The 25525-nt window shown below is 38.0% G+C and carries 23 protein-coding genes, 1 pseudogene and 1 CRISPR repeat array; of the genes and pseudogenes, 10 read left to right on the top strand and 14 right to left on the bottom strand.

Features of this window, described 5'->3' with window-relative positions; genetic code table 11:
* Positions 1 to 38: 38 nt before the first annotated feature.
* On the bottom strand, positions 39 to 1070 hold the full coding sequence (locus tag QQS40_RS10135; protein WP_297567699.1) for a branched-chain amino acid aminotransferase: 1032 nt from the start codon (positions 1068 to 1070) through the stop codon (positions 39 to 41).
* 481 nt (positions 1071 to 1551) lie between these two features.
* Between QQS40_RS10135 and gcvA the strand changes: the two genes are divergently transcribed.
* Both gcvA and rlmM read left to right on the top strand, forming a co-directional pair.
* On the top strand, positions 1552 to 2445 hold the full coding sequence (gene gcvA / locus QQS40_RS10130) for a transcriptional regulator GcvA (RefSeq protein ID WP_329505134.1): 894 nt from the start codon (positions 1552 to 1554) through the stop codon (positions 2443 to 2445).
* The gene (rlmM, locus tag QQS40_RS10125; RefSeq protein WP_329505132.1) at positions 2438 to 3526 is read left to right on the top strand and encodes a 23S rRNA (cytidine(2498)-2'-O)-methyltransferase RlmM; all 1089 of its coding nucleotides are present in this window, start codon (positions 2438 to 2440) and stop codon (positions 3524 to 3526) included. The genes gcvA and rlmM overlap by 8 nt, the downstream gene beginning before the upstream one ends.
* Before the next feature lie 61 nt (positions 3527 to 3587).
* On the opposite strand, the gene QQS40_RS10120 is transcribed toward rlmM, so the two are convergent.
* From QQS40_RS10120 to putP, 4 genes are all read right to left on the bottom strand, one after another.
* Positions 3588 to 4406, bottom strand: coding sequence for an IS3 family transposase (locus QQS40_RS10120; protein ID WP_329506793.1), 819 nt, complete (start codon positions 4404 to 4406; stop codon positions 3588 to 3590).
* On the bottom strand, positions 4394 to 4747 hold the full coding sequence (locus QQS40_RS10115) for a helix-turn-helix domain-containing protein (RefSeq protein WP_128787646.1): 354 nt from the start codon (positions 4745 to 4747) through the stop codon (positions 4394 to 4396). Before QQS40_RS10115 ends, QQS40_RS10120 begins: the two co-directional genes overlap by 13 nt.
* A gap of 85 nt (positions 4748 to 4832) precedes the next feature.
* Positions 4833 to 5798: a tRNA 5-methoxyuridine(34)/uridine 5-oxyacetic acid(34) synthase CmoB gene (gene cmoB / locus QQS40_RS10110; RefSeq protein ID WP_329505129.1), complete on the bottom strand. Its 966-nt coding sequence runs from the start codon at positions 5796 to 5798 to the stop codon at positions 4833 to 4835.
* Positions 5798 to 7312 (bottom strand): sodium/proline symporter PutP, encoded by a 1515-nt coding sequence (gene putP, locus QQS40_RS10105; protein ID WP_297567687.1) that lies wholly within the window; start codon positions 7310 to 7312, stop codon positions 5798 to 5800. The genes cmoB and putP overlap by 1 nt, the downstream gene beginning before the upstream one ends.
* Positions 7313 to 7429: 117 nt before the next feature.
* Between putP and rng the strand changes: the two genes are divergently transcribed.
* On the top strand, positions 7430 to 8905 hold the full coding sequence (rng, locus tag QQS40_RS10100; protein WP_297567685.1) for a ribonuclease G: 1476 nt from the start codon (positions 7430 to 7432) through the stop codon (positions 8903 to 8905).
* A gap of 44 nt (positions 8906 to 8949) precedes the next feature.
* Here the strand turns inward: rng and QQS40_RS10095 are convergent, their stop codons facing one another.
* Positions 8950 to 10347 carry an MATE family efflux transporter gene (locus QQS40_RS10095; RefSeq protein ID WP_329505126.1) on the bottom strand — a complete coding sequence of 466 codons (1398 nt, stop codon included), beginning with the start codon at positions 10345 to 10347 and terminating at the stop codon, positions 8950 to 8952.
* 45 nt (positions 10348 to 10392) lie between these two features.
* On the opposite strand from QQS40_RS10095, the gene QQS40_RS10090 reads away from it, so the two are divergent.
* Together QQS40_RS10090 and QQS40_RS10085 are read left to right on the top strand one after the other, a co-directional pair.
* Positions 10393 to 11007: a riboflavin synthase subunit alpha gene (locus QQS40_RS10090; RefSeq protein ID WP_289901930.1), complete on the top strand. Its 615-nt coding sequence runs from the start codon at positions 10393 to 10395 to the stop codon at positions 11005 to 11007.
* Between the two features lie 28 nt (positions 11008 to 11035).
* Positions 11036 to 11311, top strand: coding sequence for a hypothetical protein (locus QQS40_RS10085; RefSeq protein WP_128787148.1), 276 nt, complete (start codon positions 11036 to 11038; stop codon positions 11309 to 11311).
* An 84-nt stretch (positions 11312 to 11395) separates the two neighbouring features.
* Positions 11396 to 12289: direct repeats of the CRISPR family, unit length 36 nt; unit sequence GTTGTAGCTCCCTTTTTTATTTCGCAGTGCTATAAT.
* Between the two features lie 61 nt (positions 12290 to 12350).
* Here QQS40_RS10085 and cas2 read toward each other — a convergent pair.
* The 4 genes and pseudogenes from cas2 to QQS40_RS10065 all read right to left on the bottom strand — a co-directional run bounded on the left by cas2 (position 12351) and on the right by QQS40_RS10065 (position 17741).
* Positions 12351 to 12676 (bottom strand): annotated as a pseudogene (gene cas2 / locus QQS40_RS10080) (CRISPR-associated endonuclease Cas2).
* Complete coding sequence (gene cas1, locus QQS40_RS10075; RefSeq protein ID WP_297567667.1) at positions 12669 to 13586, bottom strand: type II CRISPR-associated endonuclease Cas1; 918 nt, start codon at positions 13584 to 13586, stop codon at positions 12669 to 12671. The pseudogene cas2 and the gene cas1 overlap by 8 nt, the downstream one beginning before the upstream one ends.
* 53 nt (positions 13587 to 13639) lie before the next feature.
* A complete protein-coding gene (gene cas9, locus QQS40_RS10070; RefSeq protein ID WP_329505121.1) occupies positions 13640 to 16807 on the bottom strand; it encodes a type II CRISPR RNA-guided endonuclease Cas9 in 3168 nt (1055 codons plus the stop codon).
* A gap of 328 nt (positions 16808 to 17135) precedes the next feature.
* Positions 17136 to 17741 carry a DedA family protein gene (locus QQS40_RS10065; protein ID WP_289901927.1) on the bottom strand — a complete coding sequence of 202 codons (606 nt, stop codon included), beginning with the start codon at positions 17739 to 17741 and terminating at the stop codon, positions 17136 to 17138.
* 226 nt (positions 17742 to 17967) lie between these two features.
* On the opposite strand from QQS40_RS10065, the gene rplY reads away from it, so the two are divergent.
* Positions 17968 to 18255: a 50S ribosomal protein L25 gene (rplY, locus tag QQS40_RS10060; protein ID WP_014065570.1), complete on the top strand. Its 288-nt coding sequence runs from the start codon at positions 17968 to 17970 to the stop codon at positions 18253 to 18255.
* Between the two features lie 474 nt (positions 18256 to 18729).
* Here rplY and QQS40_RS10055 read toward each other — a convergent pair whose 3' ends face one another.
* Positions 18730 to 19140, bottom strand: coding sequence for a hypothetical protein (locus tag QQS40_RS10055; RefSeq protein ID WP_329505117.1), 411 nt, complete (start codon positions 19138 to 19140; stop codon positions 18730 to 18732).
* Complete coding sequence (locus QQS40_RS10050) at positions 19137 to 19325, bottom strand: hypothetical protein (protein WP_288668232.1); 189 nt, start codon at positions 19323 to 19325, stop codon at positions 19137 to 19139. Before QQS40_RS10050 ends, QQS40_RS10055 begins: the two co-directional genes overlap by 4 nt.
* Before the next feature lie 343 nt (positions 19326 to 19668).
* On the opposite strand from QQS40_RS10050, the gene truA reads away from it, so the two are divergent.
* The 3 genes from truA to folC all read left to right on the top strand — a co-directional run bounded on the left by truA (position 19669) and on the right by folC (position 22728).
* On the top strand, positions 19669 to 20463 hold the full coding sequence (gene truA, locus QQS40_RS10045) for a tRNA pseudouridine(38-40) synthase TruA (protein WP_289901867.1): 795 nt from the start codon (positions 19669 to 19671) through the stop codon (positions 20461 to 20463).
* A 65-nt stretch (positions 20464 to 20528) separates the two neighbouring features.
* A complete protein-coding gene (gene accD / locus QQS40_RS10040) occupies positions 20529 to 21419 on the top strand; it encodes an acetyl-CoA carboxylase, carboxyltransferase subunit beta (RefSeq protein ID WP_197546806.1) in 891 nt (296 codons plus the stop codon).
* A 4-nt stretch (positions 21420 to 21423) separates the two neighbouring features.
* A complete protein-coding gene (gene folC, locus QQS40_RS10035) occupies positions 21424 to 22728 on the top strand; it encodes a bifunctional tetrahydrofolate synthase/dihydrofolate synthase (protein ID WP_128787998.1) in 1305 nt (434 codons plus the stop codon).
* Positions 22729 to 22774: 46 nt separating this feature from the next.
* Here the strand turns inward: folC and QQS40_RS10030 are convergent, their stop codons facing one another.
* The gene (locus QQS40_RS10030) at positions 22775 to 23659 is read right to left on the bottom strand and encodes a TIGR01777 family oxidoreductase (protein WP_289901866.1); all 885 of its coding nucleotides are present in this window, start codon (positions 23657 to 23659) and stop codon (positions 22775 to 22777) included.
* Complete coding sequence (gene argR / locus QQS40_RS10025; RefSeq protein WP_049362727.1) at positions 23656 to 24114, bottom strand: transcriptional regulator ArgR; 459 nt, start codon at positions 24112 to 24114, stop codon at positions 23656 to 23658. Before argR ends, QQS40_RS10030 begins: the two co-directional genes overlap by 4 nt.
* A gap of 186 nt (positions 24115 to 24300) precedes the next feature.
* Between argR and mdh the strand changes: the two genes are divergently transcribed.
* The gene (gene mdh, locus QQS40_RS10020) at positions 24301 to 25236 is read left to right on the top strand and encodes a malate dehydrogenase (protein ID WP_128787158.1); all 936 of its coding nucleotides are present in this window, start codon (positions 24301 to 24303) and stop codon (positions 25234 to 25236) included.
* The last annotated feature ends 289 nt before the right edge of the window (positions 25237 to 25525 follow it).

The raw sequence follows: 25525 nt of genomic DNA, 5'->3' as shown, positions 1-25525 counted from the left end.
AATCTGATCTGATCGCTCTTTTTATTGATAGATATAAATTATTCTACTTTCACAATCCAGCCTTCAGGCGCTTCGACATCACCGAATTGGATACCGGTTAACTCGTTGTAAAGCTTACGTGTAACAGGACCTACTTCAGTTTCTGAATAGAACACGTGGAATTTACCTTTGTGTTGAATACCGCCTACTGGCGTAATCACTGCGGCAGTACCACAAGCCCCCGCTTCGGCAAATTGATCAAGTTGATCGATATACACATCACCTTCAATGGCTTCCATACCTAAACGCTCTTTTGCAATGTGAAGTAATGAGTATTTAGTTATACTTGGTAAAATAGAGTCGGACGCTGGTGTGATAAATTTATTATCTTTGGTGATACCAAAGAAGTTTGCTGCCCCTACTTCTTCAATTTTAGTATGTGTTTTCGGATCAAGATAGATCGCATCAGCGAATTTACGTTCAGGCGTACCTTCTTTTGCGGCTAGTTCATGTGGAAGCAAACTTGCTGCGTAGTTACCACCCACTTTTACACCACCAGTTCCCATCGGTGCTGCTCGGTCGTAATCGGTAGTGATGAAGTTTGAAGGGGCTAGCCCGCCTTTGAAGTATGCGCCAACAGGACAGCAGAATACGGAAAAAATAAATTCAGGTGCAGTTTTTACACCAATATTCGCGCCTGTACCAAAGAGGAATGGACGTAAATATAATGTTGCGCCAGATCCGTAAGGACCTAACCATTCTTGGTTTGCTTTCACCACTTCTTTACAAGCACGGATAAATAATTCTGTTGGCACTTGTGGCATTAATAAGCGATCAGAGGTATGTTGCATGCGTTTTGCATTTTGATCAGGACGGAATAAGTTGATTGAACCATCTTTACAACGATAGGCTTTTAAGCCTTCAAAGCATTGTTGACCGTAGTGAATTGCCGTTGAGCCTTCATGGATATGTAGCATATTATCAGTGGTCAGTTCACCTTCATCCCATTTACCATCTTTCCAATGAGCAATGAAACGGTAATCCGTTTTGATATAACTAAATCCAAGATTGTTCCAGTCTAAGTCTTTCATTTTGCTTCCTTAATTTGTATAAATAATTTTATGAATGGAAATGCGGTTAATCTACACCATTACGATAACTATGAAAACCTTTAAACACAAAAATATTGTGATTTCTCAAAATTTTTATTGGGTTTTCAAATTTGTGAAGTTAGTCAGGAAATAAAATTTTGCTTATGCTAAAATGCCAGGAATAAAAAAACGCCGCTCGAAACGAGCAGCGCTTAACCAGAATGGTTTAATATATACAGGAAGTAAATGAGTAACTTAATTGTTACTCCAGTTCGGAGAACCGAACTATATGCAAACACAACATCATACTTAAGCCTGAAACTCATTAACTTGTAAGGAATTACCAATCATTAAGTATGGGTGTATTGTAGGTAGAAGGTTGTGAAAGGACAAATGATGTTTTTTTATTTAATGCATAAAAAAAACTAATCCGATATATATTTTTTGATTATAAACTAAAATTTTATCCTTGGGAAGAATTATGTATAAACGTTTGCCTCCCCTTAATTCATTGAAGTCTTTCGAATCAGCCGCACGGCATTTAAGCTTTACAAAAGCAGCTGATGAGTTGTGTGTAACACAAGCAGCTGTAAGCCATCAAATAAAATTATTAGAAGATTTTTTAGGTGTTGAGCTTTTTATTCGTAAAAATCGTTCGCTCGAATTGACAGAATTTGGGAAAGCGTATTTTATCGATATTAATAAAATTTTAAGAAAATTAAATGAAGCGACGGAACGATTATTAACACTTAAGGCCGAGCCCCATTTAACCATTAGTGTTCCACAGACCTTTGGTATTCAGTGGCTTGTACCACATTTAAATGATTTTAATAAGCAATATCCTGAAATAGAAGTACGCTTAAAAGGCGTTGATCAAGATGAAGGTTTATTGGATAAAGAAATAGATATTGCTATTTATTATGGTAAAGGTGATTGGGAAAATTTACAGGTTGATCGTTTGGTCGAAGAGAACTTAGTAATTTTAGCTGCGCCTTCATTGCTTGAGAAAATACCAGTAAGTTGTGCTAATGATTTGAAAAAGCATACGCTGATTCATACGCATACCCGAGATAACTGGCAAGCGATGGTGGATTATCTCAAATTAGATGATTTGAATATTCAGCAAGGTCCGTTATTTAGCCATACTTTTATGGCATTGCAAGCGGCCGTTCATGGGCAGGGTATTGCGTTAGCGAATCGTATTTTGGCTCAGCAAGAAATTGAAAGCGGTCATTTGCAAATTGTGTTACCAACCGAATTACGGGATCCAAAATCATTCTATGTGGTCAATCATTTAGATCGTTTAGATGATGAACAAATTCAAGCCTTTAGAACATGGATTAAAGATTCAATTAAATTAGGAAAACATGAATAAATTAGCCTTATATTGTCGAATTGGCTTTGAAAAAGAAGTCGCCGCAGAAATTACCGACCGAGCCTCTGAGCGTGGTGTATTTGGTTTTGCTCGCGTAGTAGAAAACAGCGGCTATGTCATTTTTGAATGTTATCAACCGGGTGATGCGGATCGTTTAGCGCGAGAAATCCCTTTTAATCGTTTGATTTTTGCGCGTCAAATGATCGTTGTTTCAGATTTCTTAGAAAATCTCGATCCTCAAGATCGTATCTCGCCAATTATGGCTCAATATAAACATATTGCAGAAGGCATTAATCTTAAGCAAGCGGTAGAGCTATTTGTCGAAACAGCTGATACGAATGAAGCCAAAGCGCTTTCGACATTTTGCCGAAAATTTACCGTGCCGTTACGCCAAGCGTTGAAAAAACAAGGTTGGTTACAAGGTAAGCCGAATGCAAAGCGCGGTCAGATTTTACATTGTTTTTTCACTCAGCCGAATTGCTGCTATGTAGGGTATTCTTATCTTGACAATAACTCTACCCATTTTATGGGGATACCACGTTTGAAATTCCCAGCGGATGCGCCAAGCCGTTCAACTTTAAAATTGGAAGAGGCGATTTTAACCTTTATTCCTCGAAATGAAGAAAGTAGACGCTTAAATGAAAATATGGTTGGCGTTGATCTCGGAGCTTGCCCTGGTGGCTGGACTTATCAATTAGTGAAACGTGGTTTATTTGTGTATGCAGTTGATCACGGCAAAATGGCGGCCAGTTTGCATGATACCGGTAGAATAGAACATTGCCCAGAAGACGGATTTAAATTCCAACCACCAAAACGCAAGCATATTGATTGGCTTGTGTGTGATATGGTGGAGCAACCAAGTCGAATTGCGAATTTAATAGGGAAATGGTTGATTAACGGCTGGTGCCGAGAAACCATTTTCAACTTGAAATTGCCAATGAAAAAACGTTATCAAGAAGTGATGTTGTGCTTAGAAAATCTTGCTGTGATGTTAGCAGAAAAAGAATTGGAATTTGATATTCAAGCAAAACATTTGTATCACGATCGCGAAGAGATTACGGTGCATATTGCATTAAAATAGAAAAGTAAAGAGCGGTCAAAAAAACATTGAATTTTTGATCTGACCCCAAAAAGTTAGACTGTTATTCAAAGGATTGTTTTCGATATTGTATCGGACTCAGTCCTTTTAATTTTAGTTGAATCCGTCGATGATTATAGTAATCCAAATAATCCCTGACGGCATCAACTATCTCTTCTTTTGTTTTAAATTCCCGACCATAAAAACATTCTGTTTTTAATCGTCCAAAGAAACTTTCCATTGCGGCATTATCTAAGCAATTCCCTTTTCTCGACATACTTTGAATGATGCCATGTTCAGCTAAAATTCGACGATAAGCTACCATTTGATATTGCCATCCCTGGTCTGAATGTAAAATGACACCACAAGCTTTATTTAATCCTTTGACGGCTTGCATTAACATGTCCTCTACTTGCGCCCAATTTGGGGAATAGCTGAGATTATAGGAGACTATCTCATTGTTAAATAAGTCTAAAATTGGAGATAAATAGACTTTACTCCCATCTTTCGCCTTAAACTCGGTGATATCTGTCACCCATTTTTGTTTCGGGGCCGTTGCACTAAAATCGCGTTCAAGATGATTCGGTGCAATTACCCCTATCGTGCCTCGATAGGTGGTAAATTTCTTGCTTTTTCTTGACCGCACTTGAAGCCCAAGTGTCTGCATTAAACGTTGAACTTTTTTATGATTCACGCCTGGCAAGCTGGCATGAACACGTCGGTAGCCATAATCAGGATGATTGGCTTTGATGCGTTTAATGGCCTTTTTCAGCTCCTCATCCTTATCCGGTTTAATCTGAAGTTTCGCAAAAAACGTACTACGCGCTAACTGTGCAAAGCCTAAAAGCCATTTTAACGGATAGCGTGTTCTTAACCTTTGGATAATTTCCGTTGCTCGGCTTCGTCCTGAAGTCTGAGCCTTCTCAACTCCTTTAGGTAGGCTACCTCCGCTTCAAGCTGTAAAATTCTCAGGCGTAAACGGTCTTCTTCAGTTTTGGGTGGCGGTGGCATTCTGGCATATTTGGGTTTCATAGGCGGTCGTCCTGATGGTTTACGGGGAATAAGTCCCTTTATGCCACTTTTTTCAAACCGTTTCAACCATGTCCCGACTAAGGCGTTGGAAGGAATATTGTAAAAACGAGCCACTTCTCTGATACTCATTTTCCCATTCAAAATAGGTTGAAGAACCTGTAATTTAAATTCGATTGTGTAGTGTTTACCCATAAAAAATCTGCACCTCAATTGTTGGTTTGTTGAGTCCAACTTTTGGGGTGCAGATCATTTTTTGACCGCTCTTTTATTTAAGCAATTATTTATTGGCTAAAATCACTGCGCGAGTTGGAGCTTGATAGCCTTCGATGGTTTTACTGTGATTATTTGGATCTAAGAAATCAATCAAACTTTCATTTTCTAACCAATCCGTTTTACGCTGTTCTTCTAATGTAGTGGTGGCGACATCCACACAACGCACATTAGTAAAGCCGACTTTTTCCAACCAATTAATGAGAGCAGCAACAGAAGGAATAAAATATACGTTCTTCATTTTTGCATAGCGATCTGAAGGCACTAATACCGTATTGACATCGCCATCAACTACTAAGGTTTCTAAGACGAGCTCGCCACCTTTTACTAATTGATTTTTTAGCTGTATGAGGTGATCAAGTGGTGATTTACGATGATAAAGTACACCCATTGAGAATACCGTATCAAATGCCGCAAGTGGTTGCATTTCTTCAATACCTAATGGGATTAAGTTAGCTCGACGATCGTTATTTAATAATTTTCGAACGGCTTCAAATTGGCAAAGGAAAAGTTCGGTTGGATCAATACCTACCACCATTTTTGCACCTTCGCCAACCATTCGCCACATATGATAGCCGCTACCGCAACCCACATCTAAAATGGTACGATCTTTTAATGGAGCAAGATGAGGCAAGACACGATCCCATTTGAAATCAGAACGCCATTCGCAATCTACATGAATATCAAATAAATGATAAGGTCCTTTTCTCCATGGCATAAATTGCTTTAAATGGTGGATAATGCGTTGTTTTTCACCCTCTAAAAGTGGGGAAGTGCGGTCAGATTTCACGGCATTTTTTAAATCGATGGTATCTGCCTGCAAATCAGGAAGAAAGTCCACAATTTTTGACCATTTGGCATAATCACCATGGGTTTGTTTTTCCCATTCTTTTAACTGCAAAGGCAACGTTTCTAGCCAAGCAGATAAATTGGTGGTGGCAATTTGCTGATAAAAAGGACGAAAATCAATCATTATTTTGCTTCCTTATAGGCTTTTTCGGCTTTCTCAAAGGTTTCTTTAACTTCATTTTCTGGTTCGGCAGAAAGGAGAGAAACCACAATAATTGCCAGGCTAGCAAGCGTAAAACCTGGGATCATTTCATAGACGTTAAACCACTCACTGGTTTTAGGAATGACGGATCTCCAAGCAAATACGACGGTAGCCCCCACAATCATTCCAATTAAAGCTGCAGAAGAAGTCATTCGTTTCCAGAATAAGGAGAAAAGTACAACAGGACCAAATGCAGAACCAAAGCCTGCCCATGCAAATTCAACGAGTTTTAGTACTTTGCTGTTTTCATCTTGCGCAATCCAAATGGCGATAGCGGCAATAACTAAAACCATTGCACGACCTAACCAAACTAATTCTTTTTCAGCGGCTTTTGGACGAATAAATCCTTTATAAAAATCTTCAGTAATAGAGCTAGAAGAAATTAATAATTGTGCGGAAAGTGTACTCATTACTGCTGCTAGAATCGCAGAAAGCAGAATACCGGCAATCCATGGATTAAAGAGCAATTTAGCCAGTTCAATAAACACTTGTTCTGGTTCATTATTTACTACGCCCGCAACATCAGGATTCGCAAAGAAATAAGGGATACCGAAGAAACCGATACCGATAGCACCTGCTAAGCAAATCACCATCCACGTCATACTAATACGGCGTGCTTTGATTAATGATTTCACCGAATAAGCCGCCATAAAACGCGCAAGGATATGCGGTTGACCAAAATAACCTAAGCCCCAAGCCGCTAAACTTAATAAACCTAATGGCGTGGTAGAACTAAATAAATCGGTAAAGTCTTTACTTGCCGCAATTTCAGCTTGATGGAGTGCTTCCGTAAATTGTGATGCATCGCCCAAACTTAAAAAGATGAAGAGTGGCGTTAAAATTAAGGCAAAAATCATTAATGTCGCTTGAATCGTATCAGTCCAACTTACCGCTAAAAAACCACCAATAAAGGTATAGAGAATAGTCGCTAATGCGCCGTACCAAATGGCGGTGGAGTAGTCGACTGAGAATAGGTTTTGGAATAATTTAGCACCCGCAACCACACCCGAGGCACAATAAATCGTGAAGAATGCTAAGATGATTGATGCAGACACAATTTTTAAGAGATGATGCTTTGTGCCAAAGCGGTGGTGGAAATATTCTGGTAATGTGAGCGCATTGTTGTTAAATTCGGTATAAATTCGTAAGCGACCCGCCACGAGCAACCAGTTAAAATAAGCTCCAAGGATTAAACCAATGGCGATCCAACCTTCTACTAAACCAGATACATATACCGCACCTGGCAAGCCCATTAATAGCCAGCCTGACATATCAGATGCGCCAGCAGACATGGCGGTTACAAAACTCCCGAGTTTACGGCCACCTAAAATATAATCGGATAAGTTGTTTGTATAATAATAGGCAAGGACACCGATTAAAATCATGCCGAAAATATAAATACTAAAAGTAATAAGTGTTGGGTCTAAACCAAACATTAAATACCCCAAAATAAGTTATGAAAATTTGAGAAAGGTCATATTTTACCTTATTTGGGGCTATTATTCTATTTCCCTTTTCGATAGACTTATACCATTAAAACTAAGGTCGAAAAAATGAATTCTGTTGAATTATTAATGAATGTTACGCCCAATGAAACCCGCGTTGCGTTGGTGGAAACGGGCGTTTTAAAAGAAGTTCATATTGAACGTCAAGCCAAACGTGGCATCGTGGGGAATATTTATAAAGGGAGAGTAACTCGTGTTTTACCGGGGATGCAATCTGCGTTTGTGGATATCGGTTTAGAAAAAGCCGCATTTTTACATGCTTCCGATATTGTTTCACATACCGAGTGTGTGGATGTGAATGAACAAAAGCAATTCCGAGCAAAAAGCATTTCTGAACTCGTACGCGAGGGTCAGGATATCGTAGTACAAGTGGTAAAAGATCCTTTGGGTACCAAAGGTGCAAGATTAACCACCGATATTACATTGCCTTCTCGTTATCTTGTCTTTATGCCAGAAAATAGCCATGTTGGGGTATCGCAACGTATTGAAAGCGAAGAAGAGCGCGCAAGATTAAAAGCGTTAGTTGAGCCTTTTTGTGATGAGTTAGGTGGTTTTATTATTCGTACCGCCACCGAAGGTGCAACGGAAGAGGAATTGCGTCAAGATGCAGAATTTTTAAAACGTTTATGGCGTAAAGTGCTTGAGCGTAAAGGCAAATATCCAACCCGTTCTAAAATTTATGGTGAGCCCGCATTACCACAACGTATTCTGCGTGATTTTATCGGCGCTAATTTAGAGAAAATTCATATTGATTCCAAACTTTGTTTTAACGAAGTGAAAGAATTTACCGATGAATTTATGCCTGAATTAAGTGATAAATTAATGCTTTATACGGGCAGTCAACCGATTTTTGATATTTATGGCGTAGAACGTGGTATTCAAAATGCCTTAGAGAAACGCGTGAATTTAAAATCGGGCGGCTATCTCATTATTGAGCAAACCGAAGCCATGACGACCATTGATATCAATACGGGCGCTTTCGTTGGTCATCGAAATTTAGATGAAACGATTTTTAACACCAATATTGAAGCCACTAAAGCCATTGCGCAGCAGCTACAACTGCGTAATTTAGGCGGTATTATCATTATTGATTTTATTGATATGCAAACCGATGAGCATCGCAATCGCGTGATTGAATCCTTGGAAGAGGCCCTATCGAAAGATCGCGTAAAAACGAATGTGAATGGTTTTACTCAACTTGGCTTAGTGGAAATGACCCGTAAACGTACTCGCGAAAGTTTAGAACACGTATTGTGTGATGAATGCCCAACTTGTCAAGGTCGTGGACGTGTAAAAACCGTTGAAACGGTATGCTATGAAATTATGCGTGAGATTATTCGCGTTAACCACTTATTCTCGAGTGAACAATTTGTGGTTTATGCCTCTCCAGCCGTAGCGGATTATTTAATCAAAGAAGAATCGCACGGTTTATTGCCAGAGGTTGAAATGTTCATCAGCAAACAGGTTCAAGTTAAAACGGAACAGTACTACAATCAAGAACAGTTTGATGTAGTCGTGATGTAAAAGATAAAAGTGCGGTCAATTTTTGATCGCACTTTTTACTTTAACTACTTCAATCTTTCTAACTGTTGAATAATGGCTTCATCAGGTTGTGATTGGATTTTTCGCATACGTATAAAGAGTAAAGTGGCGGCAATGGTTAATGCAATGATAAACGCAACCCAGAAGCCTTTTGCACCGATGCTTGGAACAATCCAATCCGTGCGGGAAAGAATATAACCAACAGGGATACCCACGCCCCAATAGGCAAGTAACGTGATATAAAGGATAATTTTGGTATCTTTATAGCCACGTAAAATACCGCTCACTACCACTTGCACCGAATCTGAAAATTGATAAATCGCCGCCATTGCTAATAAGCTGCCTGAAAGGGCAATAACGGTGGCATTATCGCCTACAATTAATGCGGCGATTTCTGCACTAAATACCCAAATTACCAACGCCAATACACTTGCCGCGATCAAACCAAGAATAATAGCAGCGTGAGCCATGATTTTGGCTTTTTGTGGTGCGTGATTACCGAGTTCTTGCGCCACTAAAATGGTTGCAGCCATCGCAATAGACATGGGGAACATAAAGGCTACGGCACTGGTGTTTAAGGCAATTTGGTGGCTAGCGACTACATCCGCACCTAATGGGGAAAGTAATAAACTACTCAAGGCAAACAGTGACACTTCACTGCACAGCGCAATGGCAATAGGTAAACCAAGTGCGGTCAATTTTTTCAGTGTTTTGATGTCAGGCTTTTCAATAATCTTTTCAAAGACTTTTAAACTACGTTCGTTATAGTTTTTGGCCGAATAAGTAATCATTAAGATCGCCATCGCCCAGTTGACAATAGCCGTTGCCACACCACAACCAACACCGCCCAATGCTGGCGCACCAAATTTGCCGTAAATAAATATATAATTCAGTGGAATATTCAGCATTAACCCCATGAAGGTAATCACCATGGACGGTTTGGTCTTAGTAATGCCATCATTCAAACAGCGGAAATTAATCAGCAATAAATAGGCAGGTAAGCCCCACACCATCGCACGCAAATAATTCATCGTCACATCTGCCATGTGGGTATCCATATTCATAAACTGTAATATGAAATCATTATGATAGATGATGAAAGCAAGGGGAATCATCACTAAAAATGAAATCCAAAGGCCTTGTCTTACTTGGTGAGCAATGCGATGGCGCTGCCCTGAACCATTTAAATAGGAAATTGTTGGTGGCAAGGCGAGTAATAAGCCTTGTCCGAAAAGTACTAAAGGTAGCCAAATGGAGGCGCCAATACCGACACCGCCGACATCAGCCGAGCTCACACGCCCCGCCATAATCACATCCACGGTGCCCATGCCAGTTTGAGCTAACTGGGCAAGCCCGATAGGTGTCGCAATGCGGATAAGTTTTTGAATATCAATACGGTATTGAGAAAAAAGACGAGAATTCATAAATTTTGCTATAATATTGGAAAAGTTTTTAATGAAGGAATAATAATGTTTACAGGTATTGTACAGGGCATCGCCCAAATTCATACAATTAAAGATAGCGATAATTTTAGAACACAGATCGTAAAATTACCAGCTGAAATGCGAAAAGGCTTAGAAATCGGTGCATCAGTGGCGAATAACGGCGTATGCTTAACAGTGACTGAAATTCATGATGATCTTGTGAGCTTTGACCTAATGCAAGAAACCTTGCGCATCACCAATCTCGGCAGCTTAAAAGCAGGGGATTTTGTCAATATTGAACGCGCAATGCAAATGGGTGCAGAAATTGGTGGGCATATTTTATCTGGCCATGTTTATTGTACTGCAAGCGTTTCACAGATTATCGAAAGCGAAAACAATCGTCAGATTTGGTTTAAATTACCTACTAAAGACGTGATGAAATATATCCTCACCAAAGGATTTATCGCGATTGACGGCATCAGCCTTACTATCGGTGAAGTGAAAGGTGATGAATTCTGCGTGAATTTAATTCCTGAAACTTTGCATAGAACTCTGATCGGCAAACGCCAAATTGGCGATTTAGTAAATATTGAAATTGATCCTCAAACACAAGCGATTGTAGATACGGTGGAGAATTATTTAAAAGCAAGAGGGATATAGTTAATTAAGATTACTATAAGGAGGAAATATGTTTAAAGATGAAATTGCTCTTATTCGCTTTTTAGGCAGAGAGTTTATTGTCGTGTTTAATGTGTTTTTTCTATTTCCGCTTTCAATTATTTTAGTGCTGATTGGCGTTATTCATGGTGTAATATGGAATGTACTTTTAGGTATTGTATTTACTTACCTCGTATTTCTTGTCTTATTTAGGATATTAATCTATTTTTTATATAAAAAATGGGAGAGAGAGCATCAGAAAAAAATGCAAGAAGAGAATAAAGTTAAATACATTATTATTAAATAATAAATTTATACTGTATTGTAATAACACCCTTTTTTCATTTCGCAGTGCTATAATTAAATAAGGTAATCCCCAGTCAGTATTTGTGTTGTAGCTCCCTTTTTTATTTCGCAGTGCTATAATAGCCTTCTTTGTCTGCATACACCCCACTATGTTGTAGCTCCCTTTTTTATTTCGCAGTGCTATAATAACTCCAGAACGTATTTTAAAAATGATTGAGTTGTAGCTCCCTTTTTTATTTCGCAGTGCTATAATTTTAAAGCCTGATTTCCTCTATAACATCTAGTTGTAGCTCCCTTTTTTATTTCGCAGTGCTATAATCATTTCTGCGTCGTATGTATCGTCACGCTTGTTGTAGCTCCCTTTTTTATTTCGCAGTGCTATAATCGTACTCGGATCGATTTCACCGCTTTCCAGGTTGTAGCTCCCTTTTTTATTTCGCAGTGCTATAATAGTTGTAATTTCTTCAAATTGAAGATCGGAGTTGTAGCTCCCTTTTTTATTTCGCAGTGCTATAATCGCCTGTTACTTCGATTACAAGGCTAGGATGTTGTAGCTCCCTTTTTTATTTCGCAGTGCTATAATTATTTACCGGTTGCAACGGTAGATAGTGAAGTTGTAGCTCCCTTTTTTATTTCGCAGTGCTATAATATGATTGGAATTAATAAAAAAAGCCCTTTAGTTGTAGCTCCCTTTTTTATTTCGCAGTGCTATAATTCAGTAATAATTTAAGTAAGGCACTCTTCGGTTGTAGCTCCCTTTTTTATTTCGCAGTGCTATAATGTTTATATTGATGGGTGTATTTGCCACACAGTTGTAGCTCCCTTTTTTATTTCGCAGTGCTATAATGTTATTTTTTAGCTTATCAACTATGCGTATGTTGTAGCTCCCTTTTTTATTTCGCAGTGCTATAATGGTGATTAAAGCTAATAATTGGCTATCTGTGATGTAGCTCCCTTTTTTATTTCGCAGTGCTATAATAGGGACAGCAAAAAGCCCCATACCGTAAGGTTTAGGGGCTTTTTTTTGTCTAAAAAAACGGTTAAAAAAGCAGTAATTGATTTGAATTGACTTTTTTTCTTGCGGTTTTTTCTCTCCCACTAAAATTTCCATGCTCGCAAATTGTTTTTCTGTAATAGATAAACATCGAATTGAACCCTCTTCAGGTAAGTGTGCGACGAGTCTTTTATGATGTTTTTCTAAAGCATCTCGCCCTTTAATAATTCGAGTGTAAATAGAAAGTTGCAACATTTGATAACCATCTTTAAGTAAAAATTGGCGGAATTGGTTTGCCGTCCGCATTTTTGCTTTAGTGGTGACCGGTAAATCGAATAAAACGATCATACGCATAAATACTTCCTCACTCATATTGATATTCCTGTAGTGTATCAATTTCTGGTAACTGCAATAATGCTGCATTTTTTTGAATAAGTGCAATTTGTAAAGAGGCAACACTTTTATCTATGGCAGTTAAAACACTCACTTTTTCCCGCTTAAAGCGTAGTTGATGATGTAAGATTTTTATTAATTGTTGTTTTGATATAGGACTAAGGTTTTTGGAGAGTAAGCCTTTTTCGAGCAAGTTCGATACAAGCAAATCAACAATAGGGCGAAAAGGTTCAATAAAATCATCAGCCAAATTAAAGGCATTAAGTTCACTATGATGAAATAAACCTAATTGAGGTAGCCAACCATAAAGAACAAGGCTTCTTGCCACAGCTGAACGCATAACTGAATAAGCATAGTTCAGATGTATATTAATCGCATTGTCTTCTTCTTTTCGTCTGAAATGAGTGCCGAATAATCCAGAGAAATAAATAACCGCACTTTGTGCCTCAAGATTATCTTTATCACCTGATTTCACTAAATTAGCGAGCTGGAGTAAGCGTTCTGATTTTTCTTGAAACTGACAGAGTGATAAGACTTTTGCTTGATTACGAATTTTTTGTTGCACAATTCGTTGCCAAAGTTGTTTTTTCAGTGGCAAACTGGTTTCAAGTTGTAATTTAAGGGTTTTTAATTGTCGATAATATTGATTAAAAGGGAGCCATTGACCACAAGGTAAAAATTGTTCATCACAACTCAATAAAGTGATCCCATATAAACCGAATGCAGAGAGTAACGGAAAGGTAATCACTGTTTCTCGGCTTTCCACAACAACAATAGCAATATCTTCTAAAGGAACGGTAAATTCTTTCCCTTCTTGCTGAATTAGCATTTGTTGCTGATGCAAAGAGAGTTTTCCTCCTTTGCTAATAAGAAGACTTCTCCATGTCATAATGTTTCCTTATAAAAAATCCCCATAGGCAATGCGATGGGGATTGGAGAAAATTAACGAACAGCTTGACGTTTACTTGGTTTACATAAATGAATATTTTTGCCAAGTTCATCTACTTGATATTTTTCAAAGGAAGTAGCAAGTTTTATGCCGACACTTTGATGAATACCATCTTTGATCTTAGATTTATCTAAATCATGCTCTTTAATATCAATATTACCTGTGGAACGATTAAGTCCATTAAAGTAACCCAAAATAGTTTTCTTTTTAGTGACTAATTTTACTAAGTCATTTTGGTGTAATGAAAATTGGAAAGTTGCATTGTCATCCATATTTTCCCAATCTTCTTCATCTTTTCCCTGAATAACAGCTTTATTAGGCAAAATACCTTTCGCTACTTGCCAGGTATAAATTGGTACAAGGAAATATTTTCCATCTTTAGTGAAGACATCCACTCTCACCATAGAGGCATTATCCGCGACACCATTACCCTCACGGACTAATACTCCAGATTTTTGTATTTGTTCTACTCGTACTGATTTAACAATAGCCCCGCCTTTTTTCATAAAAGGTTCAGCAAACGCTTTAGCAGGATCATCATTGAAAGCCTCTAAGCTAGCTTTTAATGCGTCATAAAGCTCTTTTTCACGCTCATGATTTACCATTGATTCTAAATCTTTTAATTTTAATTTAGTGAGTGGCATTTTAATCACGCTTATCCCTTCATTGAGACGTTTCGCGGATTTCACGGTTTCCATGTGTCCTTGACCAGTCATTTTGCGTGTTGGCATTCGAGATACAAAAAGAGGTTGGACAAATTCATGATTTGCTTGTGGACGATCCGGTAATCTATTTTCTAGCTCCAGTTTAGGATTATCACTAAAAATTCGGATTTCAACTTCTTGTTTGAAAAATTGCCATGGTGTAGGGAAGTGTAATGGAATAATTTCACCTGTTTCACGATCTATTCGTTCTCCAGTGAATACATCACCTGCTTCAAAACGAACAAAACGTGTGATTTTTTGCTGCATAGCGACGGTTGAGCAAGCGACCACAACGGCATCTAAAGCGTGATGGCGATCATTGTCTTCACGTGATTTTGCTAATCCCCAACGGCTACGAAGTAAAGCAGTAATTTGCCCGTTGGAAGCAAAGACTTTACGTTTTCCTTCACCTGTTAAGTGCATATTATCTGCAATAAAGTTACATAAGAAACGAGCAACGTAGCGCGTATCATTTAAGTTACGTTCAATAAAGCCCTTTTCATCAAGCTTTTGGCTTAGGATGCGTTGTTTTTTCGCATAAGGGAATACAGTTGTTTCAACTAATGCTTTGAAAGCTCTCCAGCGTTCGCTGTTATGTTTACCATCAAGCCATTCAAAAGGGGTTAAATTGCCTTTGTTTTGATTTTCATTAGCAAGCACCAATACTTTATTGTTGAAGCTATCATCCCAAGTGCGGGAAAATGGCAAGGCATGATCGACTTCTACATAGCCTTTTTCTAATAAACGGTGTAATTCGATAGGTTTACCGGAATATAAACATTTTGCATTTTGTTGTTTATAAAGTCGCATTTTTAAAATGTCTTTAGCTTTAGGTTCACCAGCAAAATGAGGAAAATACTCTTTAAACTCATTGATTGCGTTTTCACGCTGTTTGCGATTTTCTTCTTGACGTTTTTCTAGTTCTCGACGATCTTTGTAAGATTTGCCCACTTCTCGTCCTGTTTCAATATGAATACGAGCGGGCGAACCATATAATCTCACTATGCCATTAATTACTTTACGAGCCTGCGTGAGCGTTCTTAAAACTACAGGATTACGAATTTCATCAGCTGGAATCTGTGGTAAGAAGTGATGGGTCTCTTCTGTTTTTTTACCATAATGATCGCCATAAATTTCACGACAAGCCTCGTCATAGCGTAGCCCTTGTTGCATTAATGGTAGAAGTTTATATAAAGCTTTAAGAGATAATTGGATAAATTTATCAAAACTAAGGTTTTCCAATAATAAGGCATTTAATACAGGCTGAGAAAGTTTTCCTGCTAAGTAAGCGCTGATACCTTCATCAGTTTTATATAATGAAAATGCCGTGCCAATTTCATCTAACAATGTTGGATTTGTCTTTAATTCCGCCCATTCAGCTTTTAGGTTATTACTCTTTAATACATCATGAATTTTATGGTAGGCTTTCATTTCCATCAGAGTTGTTTTGGTTTCAATGGCTTTTTTATCTTCACCGGAATAACGGACGCCTTTAAAGATTGCATCATCAGATAAATTTAATATTGAACGTACTTGTGCATAAGTTAATTTAGCTTTTTCATAAGGTTGCTCGATTAACATTAAACGTTCATTATCACTTAAAGCACGCTCTAAGCCATTTTCTTGAATACGTAAATTATTTAATTTTGTTATCCAAACAAAACGTTCTGCAGTATAGGTATTTTTAGCCGCCTTATATTCATCTTCAAAAGTACATTTACCGAGCATTTTTAAAATGGCTTCACCAGATAAGGCGGGCTTTTGCCACATTAAAAGTGCGGTTAAATTTTCTAATAATTTTTCTGAAGCGAATGGATTACCAAAGAGTTGTTGACGAGAGAAGAGAAGTTCCATTTCGGCGAGTAAGTCTAGTCGGCTAAACGTGTGAGTATAGGCGCCTTGCTGGTTACGGATATGACCTTCTTCGATCTCAAATTTTTTTACAGCAAGTTCTGCAGGCGTACGATATGTAGCTTGTTGCAATAATTCATGGTTACTGGCTACACCGCTTAATAACGCACCTAGCTCTTTATTTTCGCTTTTACTTTCATTTTTACGCTGAGATAAATAACCACGATGCTTAATTAAATGCAATAACACAGCAGCCCATTCTTGGCGTTCTAGTTTTCGATCTAGACCTTCGACACGTAGCTGCCAAATTTGATGAGGAAGACGTTCATCAGTGGATAATAGGATATTTTCTGATTTTAGAAGTCGTTTTGCTTTTTTCAGGCGAGCAACGCGACGTTGAGTTAATCGACGAGCAGCGCGGGCTAAACGGCGAGAAAGCGCGAGACTTTCACCTGTTTTGGGTACTTCTGCTCGTTCGAAAGTACGAACACCAACATCAATTAAACGCAGAGGATTCTCTTTTTCGTCAATTTCAACTACAGCCCAGCCAACAGAGGCGATACCAAGGTCGAGACCAAGGATATAATGTAAGTTTTTATTTTCCATAAGGTTGGTTCCTTTTCATTAGTTTTTTTGTTTAAATTTTAACAGATTTTTGTATAAAAAATATATTGACGATAAAAAAATAAATAGATAGAATTCACCTCGTTGTAATGGCACTGCGAAATGAAAAACGTTGTTACAATAAGAGAAAAGATTTCTCGCAAAGCTCTGTCCCTTGAAATGTAAGTTTCAAGGGACATCTTTTTTCTGCTTATTTAGAAAATAAAGATGTGAGAGTAGATTAACAAAAACAAAAAAACGCTTAATAAAATTATTAAGCGTTTTTTAATTGACGAAAATTTATAAATTTTTGACCGCACTTTATAAGAAATTATTTAGCCTGTTTCTTCGCTTTTTTCCATTTCCAGAATAAGAAAACCGCTAATGCACCAACAAGGATATAAATTACAAGCTGACCTTTTTGGATTTGTTCGTGCAACCAATCTAAGTTTCTTGCACCAAATTCGCCAAGGTAAACCCAAATTGGCACAGAAATAATGGCCGCACAGAAATCAATTAATATAAAGCGTGTGTAACTGACGCGGCGGGTGATACCTGAAACCATGTAAATCGGTGCGCGTAATCCTGGAAGGAAACGGGCCACAAATAGTACGCGGTTGCCGTATTGGGCAAATTTTTCACGTACCATTTTTAAGCGTTGTAGAGTGATTACTTTACGCATTGGACGGAAACGAAGAATTCGGGTGCCGTAAATGCGACCAAGCCAATACATACAAGAGTCACCAGCAAGTACGCCGATCATACTGACTAATAACATTAAATGGGAGTTTACACTTTCAGGATAAAGACCAGCAATTACGCCACCGGATACAAGCGTGATATCTTCTGGAATGGGTACACCAAAACCACAAATAATCAGAACAAATAGCACCGCCCAATAACCGTAATCGGTAAAAAAGCTGATAAGAAATTCCATTTGAAACCCACTTACAATCAGTTAGTTAAAATTAATTAAAAATTGGGGCTTATTTTAATCGCTTTGCCTTGAAAAGCCTAGAAAAAATTTGCTGTGTAAATTTGCATTGTGGGGCTGAATATTTTATAATCCGTCGCTCTCAAAGTTTGTCTTTGAGCAAATTTAGGAAAATTGCTGGGTCGCCTGCAATTTTTTATTTTAAACTTTTAATCAAGAGAACATTAAAATGGCATTTAAATTTAACGCTGAAGTTCGTCAAGCGCAAGGTAAGGGTGCGAGCCGCCGCCTGCGTCACAACGGTCAAATCCCTGCAATCATTTATGGTGGCAGTGAAGCACCTGTTTCAATCATCTTAAATCACGATGAATTAAACAACGCACAAGTTCACGATTCTTTCTATAGCGATGTAATCACTTTAGTGGTTGAAGGTAAAGAAGTTGCAGTGAAAGTTCAAGCAATGCAACGTCACCCATTCAAACCAAAATTGGTTCACATTGACTTCAAAAGAGCATAATCCAGTATTTACGCTATCTAAAGTCAATTTTAATTCCGAAACCTTTTCTTATTTTTAGGTTTTAAAGTTTAGTAAAATCAATGAGTTTTAAAAACGTTTCGGAACGTGATTTGTGACAAAAAAGGCCCTTCATTTGAAGAGCCTTTTTTATTTGGTTGGATTGAGTGGTTTTTCTTTTCTGATGTAACGTTGAGTTGTTAGTGAAGAAGTGTGTCTAAGTTGTTTTTCTGAATTTATTACTTTCGATAGTGGTGATCGTTAGATCAGAAATCCGCCCTAAGGTAAGGAAGGGATTCATTCCTGTATTGTGTTGGTTACCATTTTGACATAGTTAGAATTACGGATATAAAAAATCGCTAGTGGTAATCGGTTGAACTATTCGTCTTGAATATATTGAGGTTTCGACAGATTGTGGAGAGTAATATAAGAATTTATGGTTGTTAATAAAAAAAGCCCTCCATTGAGAGCTTATGATTATTCATCTTTTGTTCTATTTTGCTGTTCTAAAATCTGTGCCTTTCCTCGGTTAATACCAGCAAAGTAACCTAAAAGCACCGATCCTCCAATTTCAATAACGCGAATTGCAATATCCGATTTATCAAGATACATAGCAATGCCAATAATGAAAGTAAATAATAAGCCTAAAACCCCCCAAAGCCAATATTTTGCGATTTGAGTTTTTAGGAATACATCTCCTCGTTTTAACTCTACTTTTTCTTGAGATGTAATCGATGCTAACGCCACTTCTTGATTGAGTTTTGTTTCTTCTTTTCGGATTGCTAATTCATCACGCTTAACTGCAACTTCTTGTTGTTGGATAGCAAAGAACTCTTTGATTAATTCGTCTTTATTTTCGATTGGCTGTGGAAGATTTTCATTGTTCATTGAGATACCAACACTGGTGTTTTATACTCAACAAGGAACTTTCCAAATCCAGGCTTACCAATCTCTGGTGGTACAAACTGAACTCGTTCGATATTGTTGTGTATATTATTTAATTGCAGATCTTTCAAATAATCTTTTGGAGAAAGATAACGCTTTTTTATTGGGGTTAAAATTGTATTTTTCATCATATTTCCTTTATTTTTATAAATAAAAAAGCTTACTCAAAGGTTCTTTTGTAAGCTATTTAAACTGTTATAATAAAGAACGAATGATTACTGTCACTAATCAATTTTCTGTTGAAAGTAAGATTATCCTAAATGATTGGGTGGTGAGTGTCAATAAAAAATCCCTTATGAATGGACTTTAGGTGAACTAGTTAGGGCTCAACCTAAAGGCTTAACTCTAGAAAGATACATTGACTATGTTAATCCGTATATGTTAGCTAGTGAAAAAGTAAAGAGTAACAGAATAATAGGGTAACACTAAAAAGTGCGGTCAAATTTGAAATCGTTTTAGGAGTATTTTCCAATGAAGATAGCCTTAGGCATTGAATATAACGGAAAACAGTATTGTGGCTGGCAGCGACAAGAGAAAGTGCGTAGCGTACAAGAAGAATTAGAAAAAGCGTTATCTTTTGTGGCAAATGAAAAAATTGAAGTATTTTGTGCGGGCAGAACAGACTCTGGTGTGCACGGCACAGGACAAGTCGTTCATTTTGAAACCAAAGCGGTTCGCCCTGAAAAAGCCTGGGCATTTGGTACTAATGCGAATTTGCCTGATGATATTTCAGTGAGTTGGGCAAAAGTAGTGGATGATGAATTTCATGCCCGTTTTTCGGCAACCGCGCGTCGTTATCGTTATATTTTATATTGTAATAAATTGCGTTCAGCCATTTTGCCGGAAGGAATTACCCATTGCCATTTAGATTTGGACGAAGAGAAAATGCACCAGGCGGGGCAGTTTTTATTGGGCGAAAATGATTTTTCCTCTTTCCGTGCGGCACAGTGTCAATCAAATACCCCTTGGCGAAATGTGCATCATTTAAATGTGATGCGAAAAGGGCAGTACATTATTGTGGATATTCAAGCCAATGCTTTTGTGCATCATATGGTACGCAACATTGTGGGAAGCTTGATTGAAGTCGGTGCCGGTAATCAACCTGTTGAGTGGATGAAATGGTTGTTAGAGCAAAAAGATCGTAAATTAGCCGCTCCAACAGCGAAACCCGAAGGCTTATATTTAGTGAATGTCATTTACCCTGAAAAATTTGCGATTCCACAGAAAAATTTAGGGCCGTTGTTTTTAGAAGATAATCTCATCTGACTAGCAAATTTCGCTAAATTATGATTAAATACGCAAACTTTTCTAGTTAATAAAAAAGGTAAAAAATGAGCTGGATTGATAAAATTTTTAGCAAAGGAACCTCTTCCGCTACATCACGTAAAGCAAACGTGCCAGAAGGGGTTTGGACAAAATGTACCTCTTGCGAACAAGTCCTTTACGGCGAAGAAGTAAAACGTAATTTACATGTTTGCCCAAAATGCGGCCATCATATGCGCATTGATGCTCGTGAGCGCCTTTTAGCCTTATTAGATGAAGGTTCAAGCCAAGAATTATCGGCTGATTTAGAACCAAAAGATATTCTTAAATTTAAAGATTTAAAAAAATATAAAGATCGTATTACTGCTGCACAAAAAGAAACCGGTGAAAAAGATGCGTTAATCACAATGACGGGTACACTTTACAATATGCCTGTAGTTGTCGCTGCATCTAACTTCAGTTTTATGGGCGGTTCAATGGGCTCTGTTGTGGGTTCAAAATTTGTGAAAGCGGCAGAAAAAGCAATGGAATTAAATTGTCCGTTTGTTTGTTTCTCTGCAAGTGGTGGTGCACGTATGCAAGAAGCACTTTTCTCATTAATGCAAATGGCAAAAACCAGTGCGGTATTAGCTAAAATGCGTGAAAAAGGTGTGCCGTTTATTTCAGTATTAACGGATCCGACATTAGGTGGTGTATCTGCAAGTTTTGCGATGTTAGGTGATGTAAACATTGCTGAACCAAAAGCATTAATCGGTTTTGCAGGCCCACGAGTTATTGAACAAACCGTACGTGAAAAATTACCAGAAGGCTTCCAACGCAGTGAATTCTTACTCGAGAAAGGGGCAATTGATATGATCGTGAAACGTTCAGAAATGCGTTCAACCCTTGGAAACCTTTTAAGCAAACTCACCAATCAACCTTCACCTTTTGTTGAAGTAGAAGTTGTTGAACATGAGTAATATAATGAATTTAAAAGCCACTTCGCCACTCGCTGAGTGGCTTTCTTATTTGGAAAACAGTCACTTTAAAGCTATTGATTTAGGGCTAGAGCGCATAAAATCCGTGGCAGAAGAATTGGATCTCTTGAATCCCGCACCTTATGTGATCACGGTAGGGGGGACAAATGGCAAAGGCACGACTTGTCGTTTGCTTGAAACTATTCTGTTAAATCACGGCTTGCGTGTGGGTGTGTATTCCTCACCTCATTTATTGCGTTATAACGAACGTGTTCGTATTCAAAATCAAGACTTGCCGGATAAAATGCATACTGCTTCTTTTGATTTCATCGAAAAGCATAAAACGCAGTCCCTCACTTATTTTGAATTTAGCACTTTATCAGCGTTGCATTTATTCAAACAAGCGAAGCTTGATGTCGTCATTTTAGAAGTGGGGCTTGGTGGACGCTTAGATGCAACCAATATTGTGGATAATGATCTGGCGGTTATCACCAGTATTGATATTGATCATACAGATTTTCTAGGTTCAACTCGCGAAGAAATTGGCTTTGAAAAAGCGGGTATTTTCCGTACGAATAAACCGGTTGTGATTGGCGAACCTAATGTTCCGCAGCCTATGTTAGAACAAGCTGAGAAATTACATTGTCATGTTTCACGCCGAGATGTTACTTGGTCGTTTAAAGCTAATGAACAAACTTGGATGTGGCAGAGTAATAAAGTGCGGTTAGAAAATCTGCCGTTTTGCCAAATTCCATTAGCTAATGCCGCAACAGCTTTGGCAGCTGTTGAACTGCTGCCTTTTGATATTTCTGTTGAGACTATCAAACGTTCATTAATTGAAGTGGAATTGGTGGGGCGTTTCCAACAATTGAAAGGTAATCAGTTAGAAAAGCTAGCAGATCGCTTGAATGTATCCTATTCACAGTTGCCAAAAGTGATCATTGATGTTGGGCATAACCCTCATGCGGCAAAATATTTAGCCGAAAAATTGACCACACTTAAAACACAAATTTCAGGTCGCATTATTGCCGTTTGTGGTATGTTAAAAGATAAAGATGCCGAGTCGGTGTTTATCCAACTTACTTTCATTATTGACCAATGGCATTGTGTCACATTAGGTGGTTACCGTGGTCAATCGGGTGATGACTTGAATGCAAAATTAACATCAGTTTACCCATCAGCAAAAAGTGTTTCTGAAGACTCTGTCATTGAAGGTGTGCAAAGTGCGGTGAAAAATGCAGATAAAAATGACATTGTGCTGGTATTTGGATCTTTCCACACCGTAGGGGAATTTTTAGAATATTTAGCATAATGGGTTTGCAAAGTAAAAAGGCTGATAAAATGTCAGCCTTTTGTTTTTAAAGTATATTATGGAAATAATCACTTAATTCTGAATATTTGAATGTAAATCCACAATCTAACAAATGTTTTGGATAGGCATTCTGACTGTCTAATAGAATGCAAGTACGTTCACCGAGAAGAGAAGTGAGTAAAAATTGAGGCACGTGAGCAAAACAAGGACGATGTAATGCTTGACCTAATAATTGGTTAAAGGTCTTGTTTTTAACTGGATGTGGTGCAGTAAAATTAAATGCACCTTCACAATTATTATGATTAAGTAAAAAGAGCAGGCCTTCTACCATATCCTCTAACGCGATCCAACTCCAATATTGCTCACCATTCCCTAATTTTCCGCCTAATCCGAAGCGATAGAGCGGTAGAATTTTTGCAAAAGCCCCACCTTTTGGAGAAAGCACTAACCCGGTTCTCACTAAACAGACTCTTGTGTTGGCTTGCTTTGCCGCATTTTCCCAATCAATACAAAGTTGAGCGGTAAATTGAGTATTTGGATTTGTATTTTCAGTGATCTGCTCGTCACCGCAGTTTCCATAAATTCCCGTTGCAGAACCCGAAATCAAGGTGGGTGGATTATCACTTTGATTAATAAGTTGGACAAGCTGTTGTGTTAAATTAATTCGGCTATGACGCAGTTTTTCTTTTTGTTGAACTGTCCATTTTTTATCGAAGATTGGCTCACCGGCAAGATTAATAACCGCATCAAAGGTATTCAAGTCTTTGAGTGTTAAAAGTGCGGTCAAAAATTGAGGTGTTTTTTCAAGAAAAATAGATTGGGCTTTTTCAATAGAGCGAGTTAATACTGTCACGGTATCGCCACGTGAAAGTAGCGCTTCAACTAAGGGTTTTCCAACGAATCCCGTTCCGCCGGTCACTAAGATATTCATGATAGATTACTTTCAAAAAGCATTTGAATTTGCTCTAGAAGTGATTTGATTGTTATGTCTTTTGTTGGTGTTACAAAAATGGTGTCATCTCCCGCAATCGTACCCAAAATGCCTTCAGGTTTACCAATGGAATCCAATAAGCGGGCAATTAACTGTGCCGCACCGGGAGAGGTTTTAATGACGATAACGAAATCATTGTGATCAATATCTAAAACCAGATTTTTTAATGGGCTGCTAGTGGCGGGAACGCTTAATTCACTTGGTAAGCAATACACCATTTCCATTTTCGTATTTCTTGCACGAACTGCACCAAATTTACTTAGCATGCGTGAAACTTTAGACTGGTTAATGCTTTGAAATCCTTGGTTTTTTAAGGCTTCAACAATTTCACTTTGAGAAGCAAATCGTTCTTGATTGAGCAGTTCTTTAAATGCTTTAGTTAATTGATCTGACATAGATATTCTCATATAGGGGAATCTGCATAAGAATTGCATAAAAATTCATTTTAGGCAATTAAAATAAACCTGTCATTTGAAAAGTTTGAACTAGATCTCATAATTGAATTTCTCTGTTTGTAATTTATTAATGAAAACCTTAAAATCCTACCTAGTTAGGATTGATTAATACATGAGGAGTATTTTATGAAAGTTGCAGTATTAGGCGCAGCAGGCGGCATTGGTCAAGCATTAGCCTTATTACTTAAATTACAATTACCCGCTGAAAGTGAATTAGCACTGTATGATATTGCACCAGTGACACCAGGTGTGGCTAAAGATGTGAGCCATATCCCAACAGCGGTTAAAGTAGAAGGTTTTGCAGGAGAAGATCCAACACCTGCACTTAAAGGTGCGGATGTCGTTTTAATTTCTGCAGGGGTAGCTCGTAAACCGGGCATGGATCGTTCAGATCTTTTCAATATCAATGCAGGTATCGTGCGTAACTTAATTGAACATGTTGCAAAAACTTGTCCAAAAGCTTGTGTAGGTATTATCACCAATCCTGTGAACACGACGGTTGCGATTGCTGCAGAAGTATTGAAAAAAGCGGGTGTTTACGACAAACGTAAATTATTCGGTGTCACCACTTTAGACGTGTTACGTTCTGAAACATTTGTATCTGAATTAAAAGGCTTAAATGTTTCTCGTACAAGCGTACCGGTAATTGGTGGACACTCAGGTGTGACGATTCTTCCATTACTTTCACAAGTTCAGTATGCTGAGTGGAAAGAAGAGGAAATTGCACCATTAACTAAACGTATCCAAAACGCAGGTACTGAAGTGGTTGAAGCAAAAGCAGGTGGCGGTTCTGCAACACTTTCTATGGCTCAAGCGGCAGCACGTTTTGCGCGTTCATTAGTGAAAGGCTTAAGCGGCGAAACTGTGGTTGAATGTACTTATGTTGAAGGTGACGGTAAATATGCACGTTTCTTTGCTCAACCTGTACGTTTAGGTAAAGAAGGTGTAGAAGAAATTTTACCAATCGGTACCTTAAGCAAATTTGAACAAGAAGCTTTAGAAGCAATGTTATCAACATTGCGTGCGGATATTGAATTAGGCGAAAAATTTATTAACGGCTAATTTAATTCTATTTCTGGAGAAGAGGAGTAGTCAGCTCCTCTTTTTTTATACGAAAACGATTAAACATAAAAAAGTGAAGAAAAATCGTGATTTAGCTCACAAATTTGAATATTGCTATTTGCAATGTAAAGGACTTTGTCGTATTCTTTAATCACTAAAAACAAGTGCTATTTTTAAATAGCCGACATCTATTTTGCTTTCCGAGTAGTGCCCCAATGGGGCACTTTTTTTATGTCTATTTTTAACGAAAGTATAAAAAAGTGCGGTCGAAAAACACAAGATTTTCCGA

It is taken from the genome of Haemophilus parainfluenzae, from assembly GCF_036288925.1.
Lineage (GTDB): Bacteria > Pseudomonadota > Gammaproteobacteria > Enterobacterales > Pasteurellaceae > Haemophilus_D.
Note: the sequence above shows the minus strand (reverse complement) of the source record. Positions and strands in the feature narration are given on the sequence as shown.